This is a genomic window from Pseudomonas paraeruginosa PA7, assembly GCF_000017205.1.
In the GTDB taxonomy this organism is placed as follows: Bacteria; Pseudomonadota; Gammaproteobacteria; order Pseudomonadales; family Pseudomonadaceae; genus Pseudomonas; species Pseudomonas paraeruginosa.
The window spans coordinates 4275905-4295956 of record NC_009656.1; the positions used below are offsets into that span (position 1 = coordinate 4275905).

Here is a 20052-nt window from a genome sequence, read left to right on the forward strand (position 1 = left end):
TGCCCGGTCGGCCCCGGCATGCCCCTCGCCTTACGCTCACTCCAGCAACGCCAGCAACTCCCGGTGCAACGCTTCGGGAATCGCCACGCCATCCCTGGCGCTGCGTGCGCGCGCTTCGAAGCGTCGCTGCGAGGGCAGCCGCGCACCCTGCCCGACGATGCCTTCGAACAGCGTCTCGGCGCGGGCCAGGTGCTCCTGTGCCGAGGCGCCGAGCATGCGTCGCGGATCGATGGCGACCAGCAGTTCGCCGCCATAAGGCGAGGAACCGCTGCCCCCGTCGTAGGCCAGCGACTCGGCGCTGGTCAGGTCGCCGATCAGCGGTCCGGCGAGCAGTTCGACCATCGCCGCCAGGGCCGAGCCCTTGTGTCCGCCGAAGGTGAGCATGGCGCCACGCAGCGCGGCGCTGGCGTCGGTGGTCGGCTGGCCCTGCTCGTCCACGCCCCAGCCCAGCGGGATCGGCTTGCCGGCGCGTTCGTGCAGCTGGATCTCGCCGCGCGCCACGGCGCTGGTGGCGAAGTCGAAGACGAATGGCGGACCATCCGGGCGCGGCCAGCCGAAGGCGATAGGATTGGTGCCGAAGATCGGCTTGTGTCCTCCCGCCGGGGCCACCCAGGCGTGGCTCGGGGTGGTCGCCAGGGCCACCAGGCCAGCGTCGGTCAGCGCCTCGATCTCCACCCACAGCGCGGAGAAGTGTACGCAACGGTTCACCGCCATCGCCGCGATGCCCTGGCTGCGCGCCTTTTCCACCAGGTGCGGCAGACCCAGGCGGAAGGCGCACTGGGAAAACCCGCCATGGGCGTCGACCCGTACCAGGCCCGGGGCGACATCGTGCAGTTCCGGCTCGGCGTCGGCGGACACCTTGCCGGCCTTCAGGGTGGCGATGCAACCGAGCAACCTCCAGATGCCATGGGAAGCGCATTCATCGCGCTCTCCCGCCACCAGGGTGTCGGCCATCGCCTGCACATGGGCCTCGCCGAAGCCATGCCGGCGCAGGATGCGCACAGCCAGTTCGCGCACCTCATCCAGAGTCATTCGAATCACGCGCATCTCCTTCTTCGTTGATCCCGTAGGGTCGCCCGTCGCGGCGGTGTTCTCTTGATTTCAATCGACCGGGAGGATGCCGAAAACGGCACACCACCTCCCGGAGTTTCGATACCGGCAATAAACCTACAGATAAAACCTACAAAACCAGTAGGAGAATTCCAATTAACCCGCAAGCCATCAAGAAACCCCTCCCCCTCTCCGCTATAGGGACCAAGCATCTTCCCTAGCCTGGTCGGAGACCCCACATGATTCTTCGTCGCATCGCCATCGCCCCACGCGCCATCATCGGCTTCGCCATCCTCGCCCTGCTGCTGGTGGCGCTCGGCCTGTTCGCCCACACCCGCATGGGCTCGCTGAACCGAGCCGCCAAGGACATCGGCGAGGTCTGGCTACCCAGCGTCGAGGCTTCCGCCCAGCTCAGCAGCCTGATGAGCGAACTGCGCCTGGGCGAGATGAACCACGTATTGCTGCACGATGCGGGACGCATGGAGCAGCAGGAACAGCAAATGGACAGGATCGTGGCCGCGCTTGCCAAGGTGGAACACGACTACCGCCCTCTGCTGGCCCTGGACGAGGAACGACAGTTGCTCGACCAGTTCGTCCGGCGCCAGCAGGAATACCTCGAAGGACACGCTGCCCTGCTCGCCCTGTCTCGGCAGAACCGCACCGATGAAGCCAGCGTGTTGATGGGCGGAGCGCAATTGCAGCGCTACGAGCAGGTACAGCAGACCCTCAAGCAACTGATCGTGGTCAATCGCGAGGCTGCCCGCGCTTCCGTGGCAGACGCCGCCGACGTCTACGTCCGGGCAACCCGCGCGATTCTCCTGGTGCTGCTGGTGGCGCTGGCGGCCAGCGTGGCGATCGCCTGGCTGCTGACCCGCAGCATCGTCGTGCCGATCCGCCAGGCGGTGGCGTGCGCCGACCGCATCGCGGCGCAGGACCTGACCGGCGAGATCACCAGCGAGGGTCGCGACGAGCCGGCCCAGTTGATGAACGCCATGCGCAGCATGCAGGCCAGCCTGCATGACACCATCGAACAGCTCGGCGATTCCGCCACCCTGCTCGCCTCCGCGGCGGAACAGCTGAATGCGGTGACCGAGGAAGGCAACCGCTCGCTGACGCGGCAGAACGACGAGATCGAGATGGCCGCCACCGCGGTCAACGAAATGAGCGCGGCGGTCGAGGAAGTCGCGCGCAACGCCAGCTCCACCGCCGAAGCCTCGACCCTCTCGGAACAGGCCGCCGGCACCGGCCGCGCCCGGGTCGAACAGACCGTCCGCTCGATCCGCCAGATGAACCAGGAGATCGGCCAGACCGCGCGCCTGGTGGAAGGCCTGGCCAGCCAGGCGCAGGACATCGGCAAGGTGCTCGACGTGATCCGCGCGATCGCCGAACAGACCAACCTGCTGGCGCTCAACGCCGCCATCGAGGCCGCCCGCGCCGGCGAACAGGGACGCGGCTTCGCGGTGGTCGCCGACGAGGTGCGCGCCCTCGCTCACCGCACCCAGCAGTCGACCCACGAGATCGAGGGCATGATCGCCAGCGTGCAGGAAGGCACCGATACCGCGGTCAGCGCGATGAAGGAGAACGACCAGCGCGCCCGGCAGATGCTCGACGAGGCCGAGGCCGCCGATCACGCCCTGAGCGAGATCGCCGAGCACGCCTCGCGGATCAACGAACGCACCCTGGTGATCGCCAGCGCGGCGGAGGAACAGGCCCATGTGGCACGCGAGGTAGACCGCAACCTGGTGAACATCCGCGACGTCTCCGTGCAGACCACCCAGGGCGCCGAGCAGACCCGCGGTGCCAGCCACGAGTTGTCGCGCCTGGCCAACGACCTCAAGGGCATGATCGGTCGCTTCGTGATCTGACTCTCAGCCGCCTGGCCTCTGTACGAAAGCAGCCGAGCGAAGGTAAGGCCAGGCGAGAATCGGTGAGGAAGCGGATTGGGCTCGCACACGAGTTTACGAGCGGTCAATGAGCATTCCGAATCGATTTTTAACGAAGCATCAGGCGCGTAGCCCGCAGGCACTTTTCGTACAGGGCCTAGGGCGCCACGCGGCGCAGCACCAGCTGCCCGCCGTCGCCCTTCTGCACCCGGTAGTCACCCTCGCCCTGGCGACCGAGCAGCATCAGGGTCAGGCCGTCACGCTCGAGCAGGGCGATGCCGGCCGGCGTCGGCCGCCAGGCGCTCGGCTCGCTGGGTAGCCAGCGCTTCAGGCAGGCGGTGTCGCCGCCCAGGGCATAGCCGCTGGCCTCCGCCACTTCGCTGGCGCGCAGCTCCAGCTGGCAGATGGCGGGCGCCTCGTCCTGCTGCAGGGTCCAGCGTCCGGCGAGATCGGTGGCGCTGGGAAGAATCAGACTGCTGGCCATACTGATACCTGTGCTGAAAAAACCGGTGAGCAAGCAAACCATCCTGGAGAGCTTCGCGCTTGCCGACATCGAGAGTTCTCCTTCAAGAAGCGCGGCGCACGCCGGCGACCATCGTCGCCAAGAACGTCACTCCAAGCCAGCCGTCGCGAACCTCCGTTCGTCCGCCGGTTTTCCGGCCCGTCGCGCTGGCGCGCCACAGTTCACAACGTCGCCCGCTGCGAAGACACCTATCCATTCGAACAGTGCCCCACCGTCGTGCGTCCCTCTTCGCCAGGGAACGCGGTTCGTACCGCCGCACCGAACCACGTCCGCTTCAGCCCGTCAGACGACGATGTCGGCCTGGGTCGCCTGGCCGATCAGGTTGATCGCGAAGTCGGCATGGGCGTCGCCGCTGAAGTCGATCGCCAGGCTGCCAGCCTTGCTCGCCGCGTCGTAGGACAGGATCGCCTGGCCGGCCTGGCCGGCGAAGGCGTCGACGTACTGCAGCAGCAGGCCACCGTTGACGAAGGCGTCCAGCCCGGACAGGTCGATCTTGTCCTGGCCGCTGACGAAGTCGCGCAGGGTGTCCGGCGCCGCCGCCGAGGACTCGTCGATCGCGCCGTAGACGAAGGTGTCGGCACCCGAGCCGCCCCACAGCTGGTCGGCGCCCAGGCCGCCATAGAGGATGTCGTTGCCGGCGCCGCCCTTGAGCACGTTGGCCACCTGGTTGCCGACCAGCAGGTCGCTGCCCGAACCACCGATGGCGTTCTCCACGGTGGCCCCGGCGGCGATAGAGACGTTGCCTTTCAAGCCGCCGACGTCGGACAGCGCCTTCTCATTGAGGTTGATCTTCTGGTTCTGGCTGAAGCCGGAGAAGTCCAGGGTATCGTTGCCACCGGCGTCCCACACCGAGAACACCAGCTTGGAAGTGGAGGAAGTGGCGCTGTAGAAGTCGCGCTCGGTGTTGGAATTGAAACCGTACACCGTGTCGCCGGTGCGGGTGGTCAGGTTGGCCCCGTAGAGTTGCTGGATCGCCGCGATGTCGTCCAGCAGCGGCGCCGAGGAATAGGCACCCTTGAAGTCCTGGCCGGTGTTCTGCTCTTCCCAGTAGCTCATCACCGAATAGGCGCGGGTGTCCTCGGCGTAGGTGGCGTCGGCGTAGGTCGGGTCGCCCTCGCCGGCGTTGTAGTCGCCGGGGTGGCTGAGACCCAGGGTATGACCGATCTCGTGGGTCAGCGTCTGGCGCCCGTAGTTGCCATTGGCCGGGTTGACGTTGGCGCTGTAGCTGCTGTTGATCAGGTACCAGGACTGGCCCTTGAGCGCATCCTGAACATCCGGCAGGAAAGCGAACGCCGCGCCGCCGACGCTGCTGCTGAAGTTACCGAAGACGAGGTCGCCCTGCTCGCCCTGGCCGGCGTCGACGAAGTTGATCTTGGCGACGTCCGACCAGGATTGCAGCGACAACTTGGTCTGGGCCTGCTGCTGGGCGGAAAAGGCGCTGAACTTGCCCAGCGAATAGATATCGCTGACATACTTCCAGGGTGAATTGAAGAAGTCGTTCGGCTTGGTCAGGAACGAATAGGACAGGGTCAGCACCGAGTCGCCCGGCGCTTTCTGCCAAGCCGCGTTTTCGCGGAGAATCTGGTCCGCCGCCTGGTCGACGGTATAGGACGGATGACCGTTGACCAGTTCGTCGCCCCCCCGCGCATAGGCATGCAGGAAGGTGTCTACCTGGGTATACGCATCGCTACGACCTTTCAATGCAAGAGAATTGCTGGACATTGTCATATCCCTTTAAGTGTAAAGGAAATAACTCGGATACAATTATCGGATGGATAATTGCAGTTATCGGCCCGATCAGGCCGGAATTAAAACTGACACACCTTATTTTCCAATGTCCACAGCTTTTACGAAAAAAATTAAGTCACACTTAAAGCAGATGAACAGGCCTATTCCGCACATATAATAATCATGCAGAACGGATAGGAATCTTCAACTTCAGCATATAACCATGACGCTTCCCTATAAAACCTCCCTTATATGAATGAACAACTTCAAGCGTACTGTTCGACAGTCCTGAACATCGACGTCCTCTCTTCCTGAAAATACCCTGCGTACCTCAATTGAGCGGGCTCCGCTGCGCATCCGTCCGCGCCAGGGCATGCAGCGGCGCCGGACAATCCCGCGTCGCGCAGTCGCGAGCGGGCGGCGCCTGGCCGGCGACGAAGTTCGCCGCCACCTGCTCCAGGTCCTGTTCGCTGAGCACCCCGGCGTAGAAGCGCAGGCGCGCCCAGGCGGTCAGGTAGTCATACTTGGCCCTGGACAGCTCATTCATCGCGCTGTATAGCGCCTGCTCGGCGTTCAGCAGGTCGAGGTTGACCCGCACTCCGGCGGCGATGCTCTTGCGCGTGGCCATCACCAGCGTCCGCGCCGAATCCACGGTCATCTCGTAGGCGCGGATCTTCGCCGCGCTGCTGCTGCTCTGGTTGTACATCTTGCGCACCTGATTGAGGGTCTCGCGGACCTTGTCGTCCAGGTCGTAGTGGCTCTTCTCCATGCGGTGCGTGGCCTGGCGCGTCGCCGCCAGGCTCTCGCCGCCGGAGTACAGCGGGATGCTCAGCTGGATGCCGACGCTGTCGGTCTCGTAGCGCTGGTTGTAGGTGTTCTCCGAACCGGACTTGGACTTGCCGGTGCTGGCGTACAGGCCCAGGCGCGGCAGGAAGTCGGCGCGGTTCTGCTCGACCTCGTGGCGGGCCACGTCCACCGCGTGGCGCAGCGAGGCCAGTTCGGGATTCTCGGCCAGCGCCAGGTCACGCCAGGCGGTGTAGCTGGCGGGACTCAGCGGTCGCACCTGGAAGCGTTCGCCGAGCGGCGCCAGGTCGGAAATCTCCAGCGACACCCCGACCAGCCGCTCCAGCTCGCGCAGGGCGGCATCCTGGCTGTCGCGCGCCTCGATCTCCTGCGCCTGGGCCAGGTTGAAGCGGGCCTGGGTCTCCAGGGTGTCGGTGCGCGTGCCGTTGCCGCGCTCGAACTGGCGCTGGTTGAGCTGGAACTGCTCGCGATAGGAACGCTTCTGCGCCCGCGCCAGGTCGATCTGGTCCTGGGCCAGCAGCGCGCCGGTATAGGCTTCCAGGACCCGGACCAGCAGTTCCTGGCTCTGGCTGCGGAAGCGCGCGTCGGACAGCAGCGCCTGGGCCACGCCCTTGCGGTAGCGGCTGAAGGCTTCGTAGTCGAACAGCGGCTGCTGCAGGCTGAGGGTGGAGACGTAGCTGTCGTAGTCGCGCTCCTCCTTGAAATCGCCGCGGGAGGTCTGGGTCACGTCGGACCAGCTGCGCCCGCGGTTGTAGCTGTACACCAGGCGCGGCAGCAGGGCCGCGCGGCCGAGCGCGCGGTACTGCTTGCCGGCCTCGTGCTCCTGGATCGCGCCCTGGAACTGCGGGTCGTTCTCCAGCGCCAGATGGTAGCCGTCCAGCAGCCCGAGGGCGAAGGCGTCCTCGCGCAGCAACAACAGGAAGGCCCCCAACAGCCAGGGAATCAGGCGTCGCATGGGCATCGGTCAGTTCTCCGCCAGCGCCACGTGGGCGCGGTCCAGCAGGGGCTTGAACAGGTAGTTGAGCAGCGAGCGCTCGCCGGTGCGGACGAACACCTGCACCGCCATCCCCGGGCGGATCTGCAGGCCCTGCAGCTTGCCCATCCCGGCCGCGTCGACCTGCGCGCGCAACGCGTAGTAGGGCTGCTTGTTCTGCTCGTCGAGCAGGCGGTCGGCACTGACCATGGTCACCTCGCCGGTGACCCGCGGGGTCTTGCTCTGGTTGAAGGCGGTGAACAGCATCTCCACCGGCAGCCCGCTGTGGATCCGGTCGACCAGGTTCACCGCGAGCTGGCCCTCCACTTCCAGGCTGTCGCTGTTGGGCACGATGTACATCAGCAGTTCGCCGGGGCCGATCACCCCGCCCTCGGTGAATACCTTGAGGCCGGCGACGTAGCCGCCGACCGGCGCGCGGATCTCGGCGTGCTGCAATTCATAGCGCGCCGAGGACAGTTCCTCCCAGAGGGTCCGCGCGTTGACCTGGGTTTCCGCCAGTTGCCCGCTGACCTCCTTGCGGTATTCCTCCTGGCGCTGGCCGATGCGCATCTGCGCCTCGGCGATGCTCTGGCGGATCTGCCCGAAGCGGCCGCTGCTCTCCGACAACCGCGCGTTCACCTCGGCCAGCTGGCGTTCCTGTTCGAGCAACTGGTTGCGCGGCATGTAGCCTTCCTCGGCGAGATCGCGCGCGCCGCTCAACTGGCTGTTCAGCAGGCGTTGCTGCAGGCGCTGGTTCTGCTCGGTCTGGCGCAGACCCTCGAGTTGCGCGCGCAGGCCCTCGATGTTCGCGCGCAGCGCGGAGAGTTCGTTACCCAGCGCGGTCTGGCGGCTGCGCAACAACTGCCGTTGCAGCTCCAGGCGCTCGCCGAGGCTCGCCACCGGCGCCTGACCGGCCAGCCCCGTGGGCATCTCCAGGGTATGCAGGCCGTCGTATTCGGCCTGCAGGCGCGCCTGGTTGAGCCGGGCGTTGACGTACTGGTTGACCAGCGAGTCGACGTTGGCCTGGGCCTGGGTCGGCTCCAGGCGGATCAGCGGCTCGCCCGCCTCGACGCGCTGGCCGTCGCGCACCAGGATGTGCTTGACCACCCCGCCGACCGGGTGCTGTACCGACTTGCGCTGGCCGGAAATGATCACCGTGGCCGGCACCGCCACGCCCTGGTCGAGCGGCGCGAAGGCCGCCCACAGCAGCGCGCCGCCGAAGCCGAACAGCACCAGCAGCCAGCCCATGCGCGCATAGGCGTTCTCGTCGCGTTTCGCCATACGGGTCATTCCACTCCTCCCTGGCGCGGCGCGGCCACCACCTGCGGCGTGCCATAGCCGCCCACCCGGTAGTCCGCGCGCTGCTGCGGCGCCGGCGCGGCGCGCTGGCTGTTCAAGGCACCGAGCACCTGGTCGCGCTCGCCGTACAGGTGCAACTGCCCGGCGTTCAGCGCCAGCAGGCGGTCGGCGCAGCTCAGCACGCCGGCCCGGTGGGTGATCAGCAGCACCGTGCAGCCGCGCGCCTTGAGCGCCTGGATCGCCGCCAGCAGAGCCTGTTCGCCGCTGTCGTCGAGGTTCGAGTTGGGTTCGTCGAGCACCACCAGGTTCGGCGCGCCGTACAGCGCGCGGGCCAGGGCGATGCGCTGGCGCTGGCCACCGGACAGCCCGGCACCGCCGACGCCGAGCGCGGTGTCGTAGCCTTGCGGCAGGCGCAGTACCAGCTCGTGGACGCCAGCCAGGCGCGCCGCCTCGACCACCTTCTCCGGGTCCGCCGCGCCGAAGCGGGCTATGTTCTCCGCCACCGTGCCGGCGAACAGCTCGATATCCTGCGGCAGGTAGCCGATGCGCGGACCGAGGGTCTCGCGCCGGTACTGGCGGATCTCGGCGCCGTCCAGGCGCACGCTGCCCTGCAGGGTCGGCCAGATGCCCAGCAGGACCCGCGCCAGGCTCGACTTGCCGGAGCCGGACGGGCCGATCACGCCGACCACCGCGCCGGCCGGAATCGCCAGGGTCAGCCCGCGCAGGGTGCGCGCTTCGCTGCCGGGCGGCGCCGCGTCCACCGACTCCAGCAGCAACTGGCCGCGCGGTTCGGGCAGCTCCATGCGTGCCTCGCGGGCGGGAAACTCGCCGAGCAGGCCGTCCAGCCGACGGTAGGCGTCGCGCGCCGAACCCCATTGCTTCCACACGCCGATCAACTGGTCGATCGGCCCCAGCGCACGGCCCATCAGGATCGAGCCGGCGATCATCATCCCCGGGGTGATCCGCCCCTCCACCGCCAGCCAGGCGCCGAGGCCGAGCACCAGCGATTGCAGGGCGATGCGCAGGTACTTGCTCAGCGCGTTGATCCGCGCCGCGCGCTCGCTGGCCAGGCTCTGCTGGTCGAGGAACGCCTGGTGCAATTGCTCCCAGCGCCCGCGCAGGCTGCCGAGCATGCCCATCGCCTCGATCACCTCGGCGTTGCGCAGGGTATTGCTGGCCACCTGCCCGGACTTGATCGACAGCTCGCCGGCCCTGGCCAGCGGCGCGCGGGTGGCGCGCTCGTTGAACCAGGCCAGGGCCATCAGCGCCAGCGCGCCGACCAGCGAGAGCAGGCCGAGCCATGGGTCGAAGAGGAAGATCACCAGCAGGTAGACCGGGAACCAGGGCGCGTCGAAGAAGGCGAACAGCGCCTGCCCGGTGATGAACTGGCGCAGGGTGGTCAGGTCGTGCAGCGCCTGGCTGGCCTCCTGGCCGCCACCGCGCAGGTTGCGTTCGAAGGCGGCGGCGTAGACCCGACCGTGCAACTGGCCGTCGAAACGCTCGCTGACCCGCACCAGGACGAAGCTACGCAGCGCCTCCAGCACGCCCATGAAGACGAACACGCCGAGCGCCATCAGGGTCAGCATCAACAGGGTGACTTCGTTGGCCGACGACAGCACGCGGTCGTACACCTGCAACATATACAGAGACGGCACCAGCATCAGCAGGTTGATCACCCCGGAGAATGCCGCCACGCTGCGCACCGCGCCGCGGCTGGCGGCGAGGGCCTGTTTGATTTCGTTGGTAACGCTGGAACCGAGCCTTGCCATCGAGCGCGCTCACTTCTGCCACGACTGCCGCTGGAATCCCGAATGAGCCCGGATGGCACCTCCCTGTGCCGGGCGTTCCCTCGCCGTCAGGCAGCCAGGGCCTGGTGCTCCGGCGCCGGGTCGGCGCCGATCAGCTGAATCGCCGGGGCCGCCGGCTCGACAGCCTGGCCGAGCAGCGCCGCGAACACCCTGCCGGCGCCGTCCAGGGCGCTGTGCGCAGTGTCCCCGGCGATGCCGGCGACGATCGACAGGTCGTTGTCGAGGTCGTGCACCAGCTCGATCTGCCCCTTCGGCCCGACCCCGGCCAGGTCGGCGCCGGCAATCGTTTGCGCATACAACTTGCTGTCGAAGTGCAGGTCCAGCGTCGGCAGCGAGATGCCGATGTCCTTGACCACCGGCACATAGCCGAGGATGCCGCCGACGATGGGCAGGTCCTTGAGGGTCACCTCGTTCCAGCTCAGCAGCTTGACTTCGTTGTAGCTGCCCAGCTCCAGGGTACCGCCGACGTTGGCCACGCCCAGGTTGTAGCTGGGGCCGGCGATGCCGTAGAACTTGGCGCTGAAGCCCTCCTTGTCGACCGCGCCGACCACGCCGAGGCCGCCGAGGTTGAGCGGCGCCAGCATCGGCACCAGCGGCGCGGTGATCGGGTTCAGCGCCAGGGCGGCGGTGACCAGCGGAGTCAGCGGCGTCTCGCCGCCGAAGGTCAGGCCCTGTTCGGTGAAGGAGACGTTGATCGGCAGCGGCCCGAGGATCCCGCGGCTGTCCGGGATCGCGCCCTGCTCGTGGTTGCCGCCGAGCAACGAGCCGATCACGTTGACCCCGAGCAGGCCGTCGCTGTTGCCGAAGCTCAGCGAGCCCCCCTGGTAGGCGGCGGCGTAGAGGTCGTTGGCGGCCCTCGCGCTGTCGCTGCCGAATTCCCAGGCATGGCCGACGGTGGCCGCCACGCCCTGGCCCAGGTCGCCGACCAGCTTCAGGTAGTCCGCCGGCTCGACACGCCCGTGCAGCAGGTCATCGGCGATCGCCAGCGAATTGCCGACCAGCCCGCTCGTCGTGCCGACCGCGGAGCCCAGCGTATCCAGCGCATCGCCGGCGATCTCGCCGGCCGTACCGAGCACCGACCCGACCGCTCCACCCACCGCCTGCTCCACGGTGACGACAGCGTCATGCACCGCGTCCACCGCTTCCTGCGCCTGCTGTCCCACCGCGTCCACGGTGGAGCCCACCAGCGTCCCGGCCACGTCCGCTAGCGCCGTGACGGCAGTGGCGGCCACCTGCGTAGCGCGCTCGTAGACCTGGCCGAACAGGTTCGCGGCTGCATCGAATAGTCCCATCTTCTGTTCCTCGATTAGTTGTCTCGGTTATCGCGTATCCGGCGCAGGCCGCTGTCACGGAATGAACCGGTCACGCGGTGAAGCGCAGTCAGTGAGTTCCGAAAACGGAACGCGGGTACCTGAAGAACCATCAGGCCTGGCGACAACTTGTTGTTATTGGAAGACGGAGTCCAGAGGGCGAGCCCATTTATCCCGAGCAGCCCGGAACAGAGCGCTCTCTACCACCATTTCGCCTGTTAAGTAGGACTAACATGGGAACGACGAATTTGTACCACCACTTAATTAAGTTCAATACTTTGGTTGGGCATACCGACCTGTCAGTTTTAACAGGTATTTTTCCAACTCCATGATTTTCAAGCAGATTCCTGACGGCTTCTATCAATAACGAATGACCGACGGTCGGCCAGGAACGAACTTTGACGCGGCCGGGAATGTTGTAGCGGATATAACCTTGTTCGGCCCGCTGCATACTCCGGGCGATACCTGCGCACAACTATCGGGCCATACCGGTAAAACGTGCACCATGAACAGGCATCCACGGCTTTTCGTAATCCGGCTGACATAAACTTATTACGTGAAGTGCGTCACATATTATTGAGCCGAACATTCCAGCCATGGTGTTTCTCCCCCGCGAACGATAAGACCACGGCCGCGCAATACCCGCCTCGGGATATCGGGAAGTTGTATGCGTCATTCCAGAACGAGAAGTGCCTGCCGACGGTTTTCCGCCGTCGTGCCCTCGGCACTTCGCCCGACGCGCCAGCGACCGCACCGGTGGCGGAACAGGAAGCGGTTCATCCCCAGGCATGTGGCGAACACCACGGGGCCCCGTTGCTGCCGCCAGCGCCGATACCGACCATCGAGTACCCGGTCTGCTACCAGGCTCTCTGCCAGGTCAGGTAGAAGCGTTCCGAATGCTCGGTGATGATCCCCGCCGGTCCGCGCGAGGCGACCTGGCGATGGATTCCGTCCGGCGTGCCGGTCGTACGGAAGCGGTCGTGCAGCCAGGCCAGGCTCAGTCCTCGCAGCGGCCCGTCGAAGCTGTACTGGAAGACATTCTGGAATTCCTTGCGGGAGAAACCGTCGTAGCCGTAGGCACGGTTCGAGAAGGCGTAGTAGGAGGACATCTTCAGGCCGGGCAGGCCGAACTTGCCGAGGTCGAGGCTCGAACTGGCCTTGTACATGTCTTCGTCGCGCAGGCCGAAGAAGAAATAGAGCTTGCCGCTGCTGTTCCAGGTGCCGTGATCCTGGGCGAAGAACAACCGGTCGAAGTCATCGCCGCGTACCTGGTTCCAACTCAGGGCCACCGAGTGCCCATCGATGTTGTAGCGTAGCGTCATGTCCAGATAGCGCGCATCGTGGCTGTTCTCGGCCTGGTACAGCCGGGGCACGCCCGTATACTCGAAGAGTTCACCGGCATCCTGCTGCCGCCCGTGGGTCAGGCTGGCGACCAGCGATTGCGAGGCACCGAGGTCAACGCGCTGTTCGGCCTGGATGAAGGCGCTGCGCAGGTAGTCTTGTGCCTCGGCATATTCGCCCGCCAACCGGGTTCCGAGCGGCAAGCGATAACTGGCCGAGTAGATCTGCAGATTGTCGATCTGTTGTCCACGGAAGTTTTCCAGTCTTTCGCCCCAGCCGGCGTCATTGCGGGGGCTGAAGGCATGCACGCGACTGTAGCGCAGCTCGGCCGCATCGGTTGCGTAGCCCAGGTCCCAGCCCATGGTCGCCGCGGGCAGAATCCGGGTGGCGTCATCGGTGTAGATGAGGTAGCGGCGGGATTTCTTGCCGTACCCGCCGCTCCAGGTTCGCGCGTCGTCTCGCCATTGCAGGCGCAGGTAGGCCTCCAGTGGCTTGTTGATGCTATGTGCATCGCGTGGGGAGCGCCCGGCGGACAGGTTGGTGACGCTGCTGGCGTCGTCGCCGATACGCAGTCCATCGGCCAACGCATGGGTGTAGTCGAAGCCCAGCACGTCGCGGAACCATCCAGAGCTGAACCCCAGTTGCAGGGCCTGCACCCATTCGTCGCGATTGGGGCCGACCGCGCCACCGTCGTTTTCCTTCCAGTAATACTGACTGTATTTCAACGTAGTCTTGCCGTCGTCGATCAGCGAGCCTGCCTGCGCGCCGGATACGCACAGCAGGCCGGCCACCCCGAGCCGGAGCAGAGAGAAGGCATTCATCGAGTCACCTGTTGTTGGTGTGATGGCTGGCTGACGCGTGTGACCTGGATCAGCCCGGCAAGGCGTGCTGGATTTCCCCTGGAGGCTCGCTTTCGCGCAGGCAAGCGGTGGCGATGAGACTCAGCAGTGTGGCGAACAGCACGTACCAGGCAGGAGCCACCGGGGTGCCAGCGGCATGCACCAGCCAGGTGACGATGAAGGGGCCGAAACCGCCGAACAGCATGACCGCGATGTTGTAGGCCACCGAGATCCCCGTCGAACGCACCCGGGTGGGGAACTGCTCGGCCAAGGCGCTGGGGGCGGGCCCGAAGCAGACCCCGAGGTTGGCGCACAGCAGCAGTTGCATGAGCAGCAGCCGGCTCAGGCTGGGGGCCGCCGTGAGCCAAGCGAACAGCGGGTAGGTCAGCAGGAAGAACGCCAGCGTCGAGCCGAACAGCAGCGGGCGTCGACCGATCCGGTCAGACAATGCGCCAGCCAGGGGGATGATGAGCGTCATCACCAGCACTGCCAGCATCTGGATCAGGAATACTTGTTCCAGTGGCAGGCCAAGCTCCTTGCTGGCGAAGGTCGGCATGTGTACCAGGATCACGTAGAACGAGGCTGTACCGAAGATGGTCATGCCCATGCTGACCAACACCGCGCGGCGGTGTCTGCCGATGACTTTCAACAGCGGTTCCCGCACAGCCCGCGGATCCTGGCTGGTGGCGCGGAATTCGTCGGTCTCCTGCAGGTGCCGGCGCATCCACAGGCCCAGCGGACCGATCAACAGACCCAGAATGAAAGGGAGTCGCCAACCCCAGCTGTCGAGCGCCTCCGGTGCGAACAGGTGGGTGACCAGTGCGCCCATTCCCGCACCGGCGAACACCGCCAGGCACTGGCCGAACAGTTGCCAGGCGCCATAGAGGCCACGCTTGCCCGCTGGCGCGGATTCGACCAGGAAAGCCGTAGCGCTGGCGTATTCCCCGCCCGTGGCGAATCCCTGGAGCATGCGTGCGGCCACGATCAGCATTGGCGCCGCGAGGCCGATTGCCGCGTAGTCCGGTGCGAAGGCGATCAGGGCGATAGCCAGCGTCATCAGGCGGATGATCAGTTGCATCGCCGCCTTGCGGCCCTGTCGGTCGGCATACATGCCCAACAGGATGCCGCCGACCGGGCGCATGAAGAACCCCACGCCGAAGGTGGCCAAGGCCATCAGCAAGGAGGCGTATTCGTCCCCGGCGGGGAAGAACAGCCGGGCAATGATGCCGGAAAGAAAGCCGTAGACGATGAAGTCATACCATTCGAGTGCGTTGCCGACCACCGCGGCCAGGATCTGGCGTGGCTTCGGCGCACTGTGAGCGGAGGCGTTCATGGACGAACTCCAGGACGGTAAAGACCGTCATGCGGATGAGGAGGAAATAACGGATGGAACGGCTCAGGAGCGGCAGTTGAGCGCCCCGATGCTTCGGGATACGGGGACTGGAGAGATAGGTCGCATTCGGACACCTCGCATGGCGGCTGTTCCCGCTCTTTTTGGGCTGTGGCCGTCGAGTGATACGGCCGTGCACCAGCTAACGGCATCGACGGCAACGACACAACGGCTCGCGGTTCCGCAGGGTGGAATCGTTTGGCGGTTCGCTGCATTTTTCCACCGCCCGGCCGATGCCAGCTGGGTCACAGCGGAGTCGAGCGAAGGCGCGCTTCGGCACCGGTACGCTGGCGATCAGCGGGTTTTACCGCGACGTCGGCTGACCGAACGCGGAGAAGCCAGCTTCCGCTGGCGGGAACGGTTCATCCCTACCTCCGTGGAGAACACGGCAGATGCCCACGAACAAACCGTCCTGTTCCGGTTCTTCCTCAGTACGAGGGGAACACCCGTTCCGTATCCCACTGTTTTCAAAAAAAGAAAAACAGCGGCCCAAATGCCACCGAGCCAAGCCGCCCTCGGCAATGAAAGCCACGCCACACCGCGGTCCGATCCAGCGCAACCCTGGCGACCAGCCGAAGCCTGTCCCGCGTCGGAGCCACGCAGTCCCCCAAGCGGATTGAACGCAAGCGCAGCCGTGGCCCTCCTATGGTCAAGGGTTCCGCCCCTGCCCTTTTCATCCAGCAACGGACACGACGCCGACGACATGACCCAGCCTTTCCTGATCGAACCAGCCCCGAACAGCGACCGCCAAGCCCCGCGCTTCCTGGCTCACGGAGGCGCGGTCGGCGAGTTGCTGGGCAGGCTCGACGCGGCCGCCTCGCCCCTGGGTCCGCCGGACGGCTGGCCGGCGAGCCTGCGGGCGGCGCTGGCCATGCTGTTGCCGGCGAAGGCGCAGATCGTGCTGTTCTGGGGCGCGGAATTCATCGCGCTGTACAACGACGCCTATGCGCCGAGCATCGGCGACAAGCATCCGCGCGCCCTCGGCCGGCCGGCGATCGAGAACTGGCGCGAGCTGTGGGACGACCTCGAACCGCTGCTGCGCGGGGTGTACGAGACCGGCGAGACCTACGCGGCGCGGGACCGGGCCTTCTACATCGAGCGCCACGGGGGTGGCGAGACGGTGTATTTCGATGTGTCCTACTCGGCGGTGCGCGAAGCCGACGGCTCGGTCGGCGGCGTGCTGTGCATCGTCACCGAGACCACCGAGCGGGTCCGCGCCGAAGCCGGGATGCGCGAGCTCAACGAAAGCCTGGAGGAGCGCGTCGCAAGCATGCTCGCCCAGCGCGAGAGCGCCCTGGCGCAGCTCCACGAAGCGCGCAAGATGGAGATGGTCGGCCAGCTCACCGGCGGCATCGCCCATGACTTCAACAACCTGCTGACGCCGATCATGGCCTCGCTGGAACTGATTCGCCGCCGGCTCGACGACGATCGCTCCGGGGAACTCATCGACGGCGCCCTGCAGGCCGCCGAGCGCGCGCGCAACCTGGTCGGGCGGCTGCTCACCTTCGCCCGCCGGCAGACCCTCAAGCCACAGGCCACCGCCCTGCACGAACTGGTCGAGGGCATGCGCGACCTCATCGAGCGTTCGCTCGGCCCGTCCATCGCGGTGCGCATCGAGGTATCCGCGAGTCTCCCGGCGGTGGTGGTCGACCCGCAGCAGCTCGAACTGGCCATCCTCAACCTCGCGGTCAATGCGCGCGACGCCCTGGGCGAAGGCGGCCGCCTGGAAATCGGCGCGCGGACGGACCAGGTGGTCGGGGGCACGGTCGATGGCCTGGCCGCCGGCCGCTATGTGCGCCTGGACGTCGCCGACAACGGCGCCGGCATGCCCGGCGAGGTGCTGGCGCGCTGCATGGAACCGTTCTTCTCGACCAAGGACGTGGGCAAGGGTACCGGGCTCGGCCTGTCGATGGTGCAAGGCCTGGCGGCCCAGTCCGGCGGCGGGCTGGGCATCGCCTCGGAGATCGGCAAGGGTACCCGGGTGAGTATCTGGCTGCCGATCACCACGGAGCGCGCGCAGGACGCTGTCGAAACCGCTGCGGACGCCCCGCAGGCCTCGCGGCCGACCCGGGCCCTGCTGGTCGACGACGACAGGATGGTGCGCTACACCACGGCCCTGCTGCTCGGCGACCTCGGCTACCAGGTCAGCGAGGCGGCCTCGGCAGCGGAGGCCCTGGAGCAGGTCGACAACGGCCTGGCGCCGGATATCCTGGTCACCGACCACCTGATGGCCGACCAGACCGGCGCCCAGCTGGCCCACGAACTGCGCCGGCGCTTTGCGCAACTACCGGTGCTGATCGTCACCGGCTACGCCAACCTCACTCCCGAGCAACTCGACGGCTTCGAGGTGCTGACCAAGCCGTTCCGCCACAACCAGCTCGCCGAGCGCCTGCTCCGCTTGCTGGAGGCCTCCGGCTGAGTCCGGGGCATCGCCTCAACGCACCCGCTCGCGACTGCGCACCGCCAGGTCGAGGGCCTTCTGCATGTCCAGCCGCGCGGAACGACCGACGTCGCGGTGGTCCAGCCGGTAGCCGCGCTCCGAAGGCAGGATCGGCGCGGTGAGGTCTTCGGCGTCGGCCGGCTCGAAGTCGTGGTCGCCACCGATGGTCATGGCGCTGCGCCGCAACAGCATGCGGATCTCCTCGGGCCGCAGGCGCGGGTTGAGGGAAAGCATGGCCGCGACCGTCCCGGCGACCATCGGCGTGGCATAGGACGTGCCGCAATGCACCGCCCCGCGCGCGCCATCCTCCAGGGTCGAGGCGTGGGTGCAGGCGGCGGCGGTGACGTCTACCCGCATGTCGACATTCGAGGTGCTGCGCTTCACCGCGTAGGCCGGGTCGTCGACCGCCAGGCCCGGGCGCTCGCCACGCTGGTGACCGCCGACCACCAGCAATTGCTCGGTGATGAAGGAGGATGGCAGGCGGTATTCATCGGCGCCGGAAAACGACGAGCCGTTGCCGGCGGAATTGACCACCAGCACATCCGGGTGCTCCTGGCGCAGCCAGAGGAAGAACTCCTCCAGCAACTCCTCGTAGCCGCTCATGGCGATACCCGAGCGCACCAGCGAATCCACTTCGTCGCCCTCCACGTTGCGGGCGCCCACGCGATGGATGCCCCAGCTCCAGTTGAGCACCCGCACGCCGTCCTCCACCAGGTTCACCGAAGCGGCGATGCTGGCCGTGATGCCAGCGTCCGAATTGCGCTCGACGATCACCTCGAAGCCCTGGCTGGCGCGGTCCAGCCCACGCAGGAAGCCACTGTTGCCGCCCTGCTCCCAACGCGCGGCGAGGATGCCGGCGACCGTCGAGCCGTGGTTGTCGGGGCGCTCGGCGTCACGCGCGTAGAGGCAGGTGCGCGGCGCGCCCGTCTTGCAGGCGCCGAGGTAGTCGGCGAAGTCGGAGGCATCGAAGTCGACATCGCGCTCGATCACCCCGATGCGCACCGGGCGGACTTCCAGCGGCACCTGGCGCGCGCGGACACGACGCTGGTAGTAGTTCACCGCATCCATGAAGCGGTTCGCCGTCCACTCGTCGGAGTCGCTGTCCGGCTTGTCCGCCGGGCGCCTCGCCGCCTCGGCCTCCTCGCCCTTTTCCGGCGCGGATTCCTCCACCACCACGGCGTCCACGCTGGTTTCGCTGCCGATGCGCAGGACCAGGGCGTCGCGCTGGACCAGGTCGCGCGCCGGCAGGCGCAACTGGTAGAGGTTCAGCGGCGGGATGGCGCCGACCACCCGCGCGCCGTACTTGTCCGCCAGGCGTTCGGCCTCGCGGCGACCGTCGCGGTCTTCCTCGATCAGCAGGCTGACCAGGTCGACGTAGGTGGTCAGGCCATCCATGTTCTTCGCCACCTCGTCGGGGCCTGCGGCGAGCACATGGCTGCCGTTCAGGGTCAGCCACACCGGATTGCTGGCGCGGCCGCCCTCCTCCAGCCAGAGCGGGCCGCTGGCGTGTCCCTGGCGTTCCAGGCGCAGCCGCAGGCCGGCGCCCTCGCGGCGCAGGGCGCTCGCCGGCAGCTCGCGGCCGTCCAGCAGCAGGCGCGGCAGGCCGGCGCCCAGGCCGCGTACCCGCAGGCACCAGTCCTGGTACTCGCTGGCCAGGAGGTCGCCGCAGCGTTCCAGACGCTCCAGGCGCAAGGGTGTTTCGGCGGCGCCGGCAGGGCCGGCGAGAGACGCGAGGAGGACGGCGAAAACGGCGCGATGCAGCGGCATGGGCTCGGCTTCCGTAGCGGGGAACTGTTGTTCCGACCACCTGGCGAAACGCTTCGTTCAGCTGGAAGCGAGCGGGCCTTGGCCAGCCCGCGGGCGCTGGATGGCATGTGCCATGGTGGCGCCGTGGCGGTCGAGCGACGCAGCGCTGGAGCGACGCGTCGCGGGGATTCTTCGCCCGGCGCACGGAGCGTCCCGCTCTCGATCGAGGCCACGGACGCCATGTCACAAGCCTGCCTGAGCGAAGCGCTCCGGGACCACGCCCGCGCCAGGCCCTCCCGGGCAGCCGGGGCTATCGCCGAAACGCGGCGCACGCGCTACCCTGGCTCCCCCGACGCGGCGGCGCCTGCCGCGCCGGCCGTCCCGATCCACTGGAGTGAAACGACCATGGTCTCTTACGCGGAACTGTTCGACATCGGAGAAGACTTCAGCGCCTTCGTCGGCCGTGGCCTGGCCGCGGAACAGGGCGCGGTCGCGCGGATCCGCCAGAAACTGGAAGCCGACGCCCTGTCGGACGCCAGCCGCGAGCGCCTGCGGCGCATCGACAAGCGCTACCGCCTGCTGGCCGCCGGCGAGATGTGGTGCCCGGACTGCCAGATCAACCTCGCCGCGCTGGACTTCATGCAGCGCCTGCAACCGAATCTCGAACTGGCGATCATCTCCAGGGGCCGCGCCGAGGATGCCCTGCGCGAGCGCCTTGGCCTGGAGCGGGTATCGATTCCGCTGGTGCTGGTACTGGACGAGGAGTTCCACCCGCTCGGCCGCTTCGTCGAGCGACCGCAAGCGGTGCTCGCCGGCGGCCCCGAGGCGCTGCCGGCGTACAAGGCCGGCGACTACCTGGACAGCACCGTCGACGAGATCCTGGCGATCATCGAGAGCCCCGCCGCGGGCGACTGACGC

At 67.1% G+C, this 20052-nt stretch carries 13 protein-coding genes; 3 read left to right on the plus strand and 10 right to left on the minus strand.

From position 1 onward, the window contains the following. Window positions 1-36: 36 nt before the first annotated feature. Complete coding sequence (gene lhpD, locus PSPA7_RS19665; RefSeq protein ID WP_012076616.1) at window positions 37-1041, minus strand: bifunctional delta(1)-pyrroline-2-carboxylate/delta(1)-piperideine-2-carboxylate reductase; 1005 nt, start codon at window positions 1039-1041, stop codon at window positions 37-39. A gap of 248 nt (window positions 1042-1289) precedes the next feature. Here lhpD and PSPA7_RS19670 point away from each other — a divergent pair, with 248 nt between their 5' ends. Further along, a complete protein-coding gene (locus PSPA7_RS19670; protein WP_012076617.1) occupies window positions 1290-2915 on the plus strand; it encodes a methyl-accepting chemotaxis protein in 1626 nt (541 codons plus the stop codon). Between the two features lie 175 nt (window positions 2916-3090). Here the strand turns inward: PSPA7_RS19670 and PSPA7_RS19675 are convergent, their stop codons facing one another. The 8 genes from PSPA7_RS19675 to PSPA7_RS19710 all read right to left on the minus strand — a co-directional run bounded on the left by PSPA7_RS19675 (window position 3091) and on the right by PSPA7_RS19710 (window position 14891). Continuing rightward, window positions 3091-3486: a protease inhibitor Inh/omp19 family protein gene (locus tag PSPA7_RS19675; protein ID WP_003150970.1), complete on the minus strand. Its 396-nt coding sequence runs from the start codon at window positions 3484-3486 to the stop codon at window positions 3091-3093. Between the two features lie 252 nt (window positions 3487-3738). Beyond that, window positions 3739-5178, minus strand: coding sequence for a serralysin family metalloprotease AprA (gene aprA / locus PSPA7_RS19680; RefSeq protein WP_012076619.1), 1440 nt, complete (start codon window positions 5176-5178; stop codon window positions 3739-3741). Between the two features lie 337 nt (window positions 5179-5515). After that, window positions 5516-6949, minus strand: coding sequence for a TolC family outer membrane protein (locus PSPA7_RS19685; protein WP_012076620.1), 1434 nt, complete (start codon window positions 6947-6949; stop codon window positions 5516-5518). A 3-nt stretch (window positions 6950-6952) separates the two neighbouring features. Beyond that, window positions 6953-8251, minus strand: a complete 1299-nt coding sequence (locus tag PSPA7_RS19690; RefSeq protein ID WP_012076621.1) for an HlyD family type I secretion periplasmic adaptor subunit — start codon at window positions 8249-8251, stop codon at window positions 6953-6955. After that, on the minus strand, window positions 8248-10029 hold the full coding sequence (gene aprD, locus PSPA7_RS19695) for an alkaline protease secretion ATP-binding protein AprD (RefSeq protein WP_012076622.1): 1782 nt from the start codon (window positions 10027-10029) through the stop codon (window positions 8248-8250). The genes PSPA7_RS19690 and aprD overlap by 4 nt, the downstream gene beginning before the upstream one ends. A gap of 86 nt (window positions 10030-10115) precedes the next feature. After that, window positions 10116-11360 (minus strand): hypothetical protein, encoded by a 1245-nt coding sequence (locus PSPA7_RS19700; protein ID WP_012076623.1) that lies wholly within the window; start codon window positions 11358-11360, stop codon window positions 10116-10118. A gap of 875 nt (window positions 11361-12235) precedes the next feature. Continuing rightward, window positions 12236-13540: an OprD family outer membrane porin gene (locus PSPA7_RS19705; protein WP_012076624.1), complete on the minus strand. Its 1305-nt coding sequence runs from the start codon at window positions 13538-13540 to the stop codon at window positions 12236-12238. Between the two features lie 49 nt (window positions 13541-13589). After that, the gene (locus PSPA7_RS19710) at window positions 13590-14891 is read right to left on the minus strand and encodes an MFS transporter (protein ID WP_012076625.1); all 1302 of its coding nucleotides are present in this window, start codon (window positions 14889-14891) and stop codon (window positions 13590-13592) included. 760 nt (window positions 14892-15651) lie between these two features. Between PSPA7_RS19710 and PSPA7_RS19715 the strand changes: the two genes are divergently transcribed. Further along, a complete protein-coding gene (locus tag PSPA7_RS19715) occupies window positions 15652-17367 on the plus strand; it encodes an ATP-binding protein (RefSeq protein WP_012076627.1) in 1716 nt (571 codons plus the stop codon). 15 nt (window positions 17368-17382) lie between these two features. Here PSPA7_RS19715 and PSPA7_RS19720 read toward each other — a convergent pair whose 3' ends face one another. After that, window positions 17383-19155 carry a S8/S53 family peptidase gene (locus tag PSPA7_RS19720; protein WP_012076628.1) on the minus strand — a complete coding sequence of 591 codons (1773 nt, stop codon included), beginning with the start codon at window positions 19153-19155 and terminating at the stop codon, window positions 17383-17385. A gap of 384 nt (window positions 19156-19539) precedes the next feature. Between PSPA7_RS19720 and PSPA7_RS19725 the strand changes: the two genes are divergently transcribed. After that, entirely contained in the window at window positions 19540-20049 is a 510-nt protein-coding gene (locus tag PSPA7_RS19725) for a thioredoxin family protein (protein WP_012076629.1), read from the plus strand. Window positions 20050-20052: the final 3 nt, after the last annotated feature.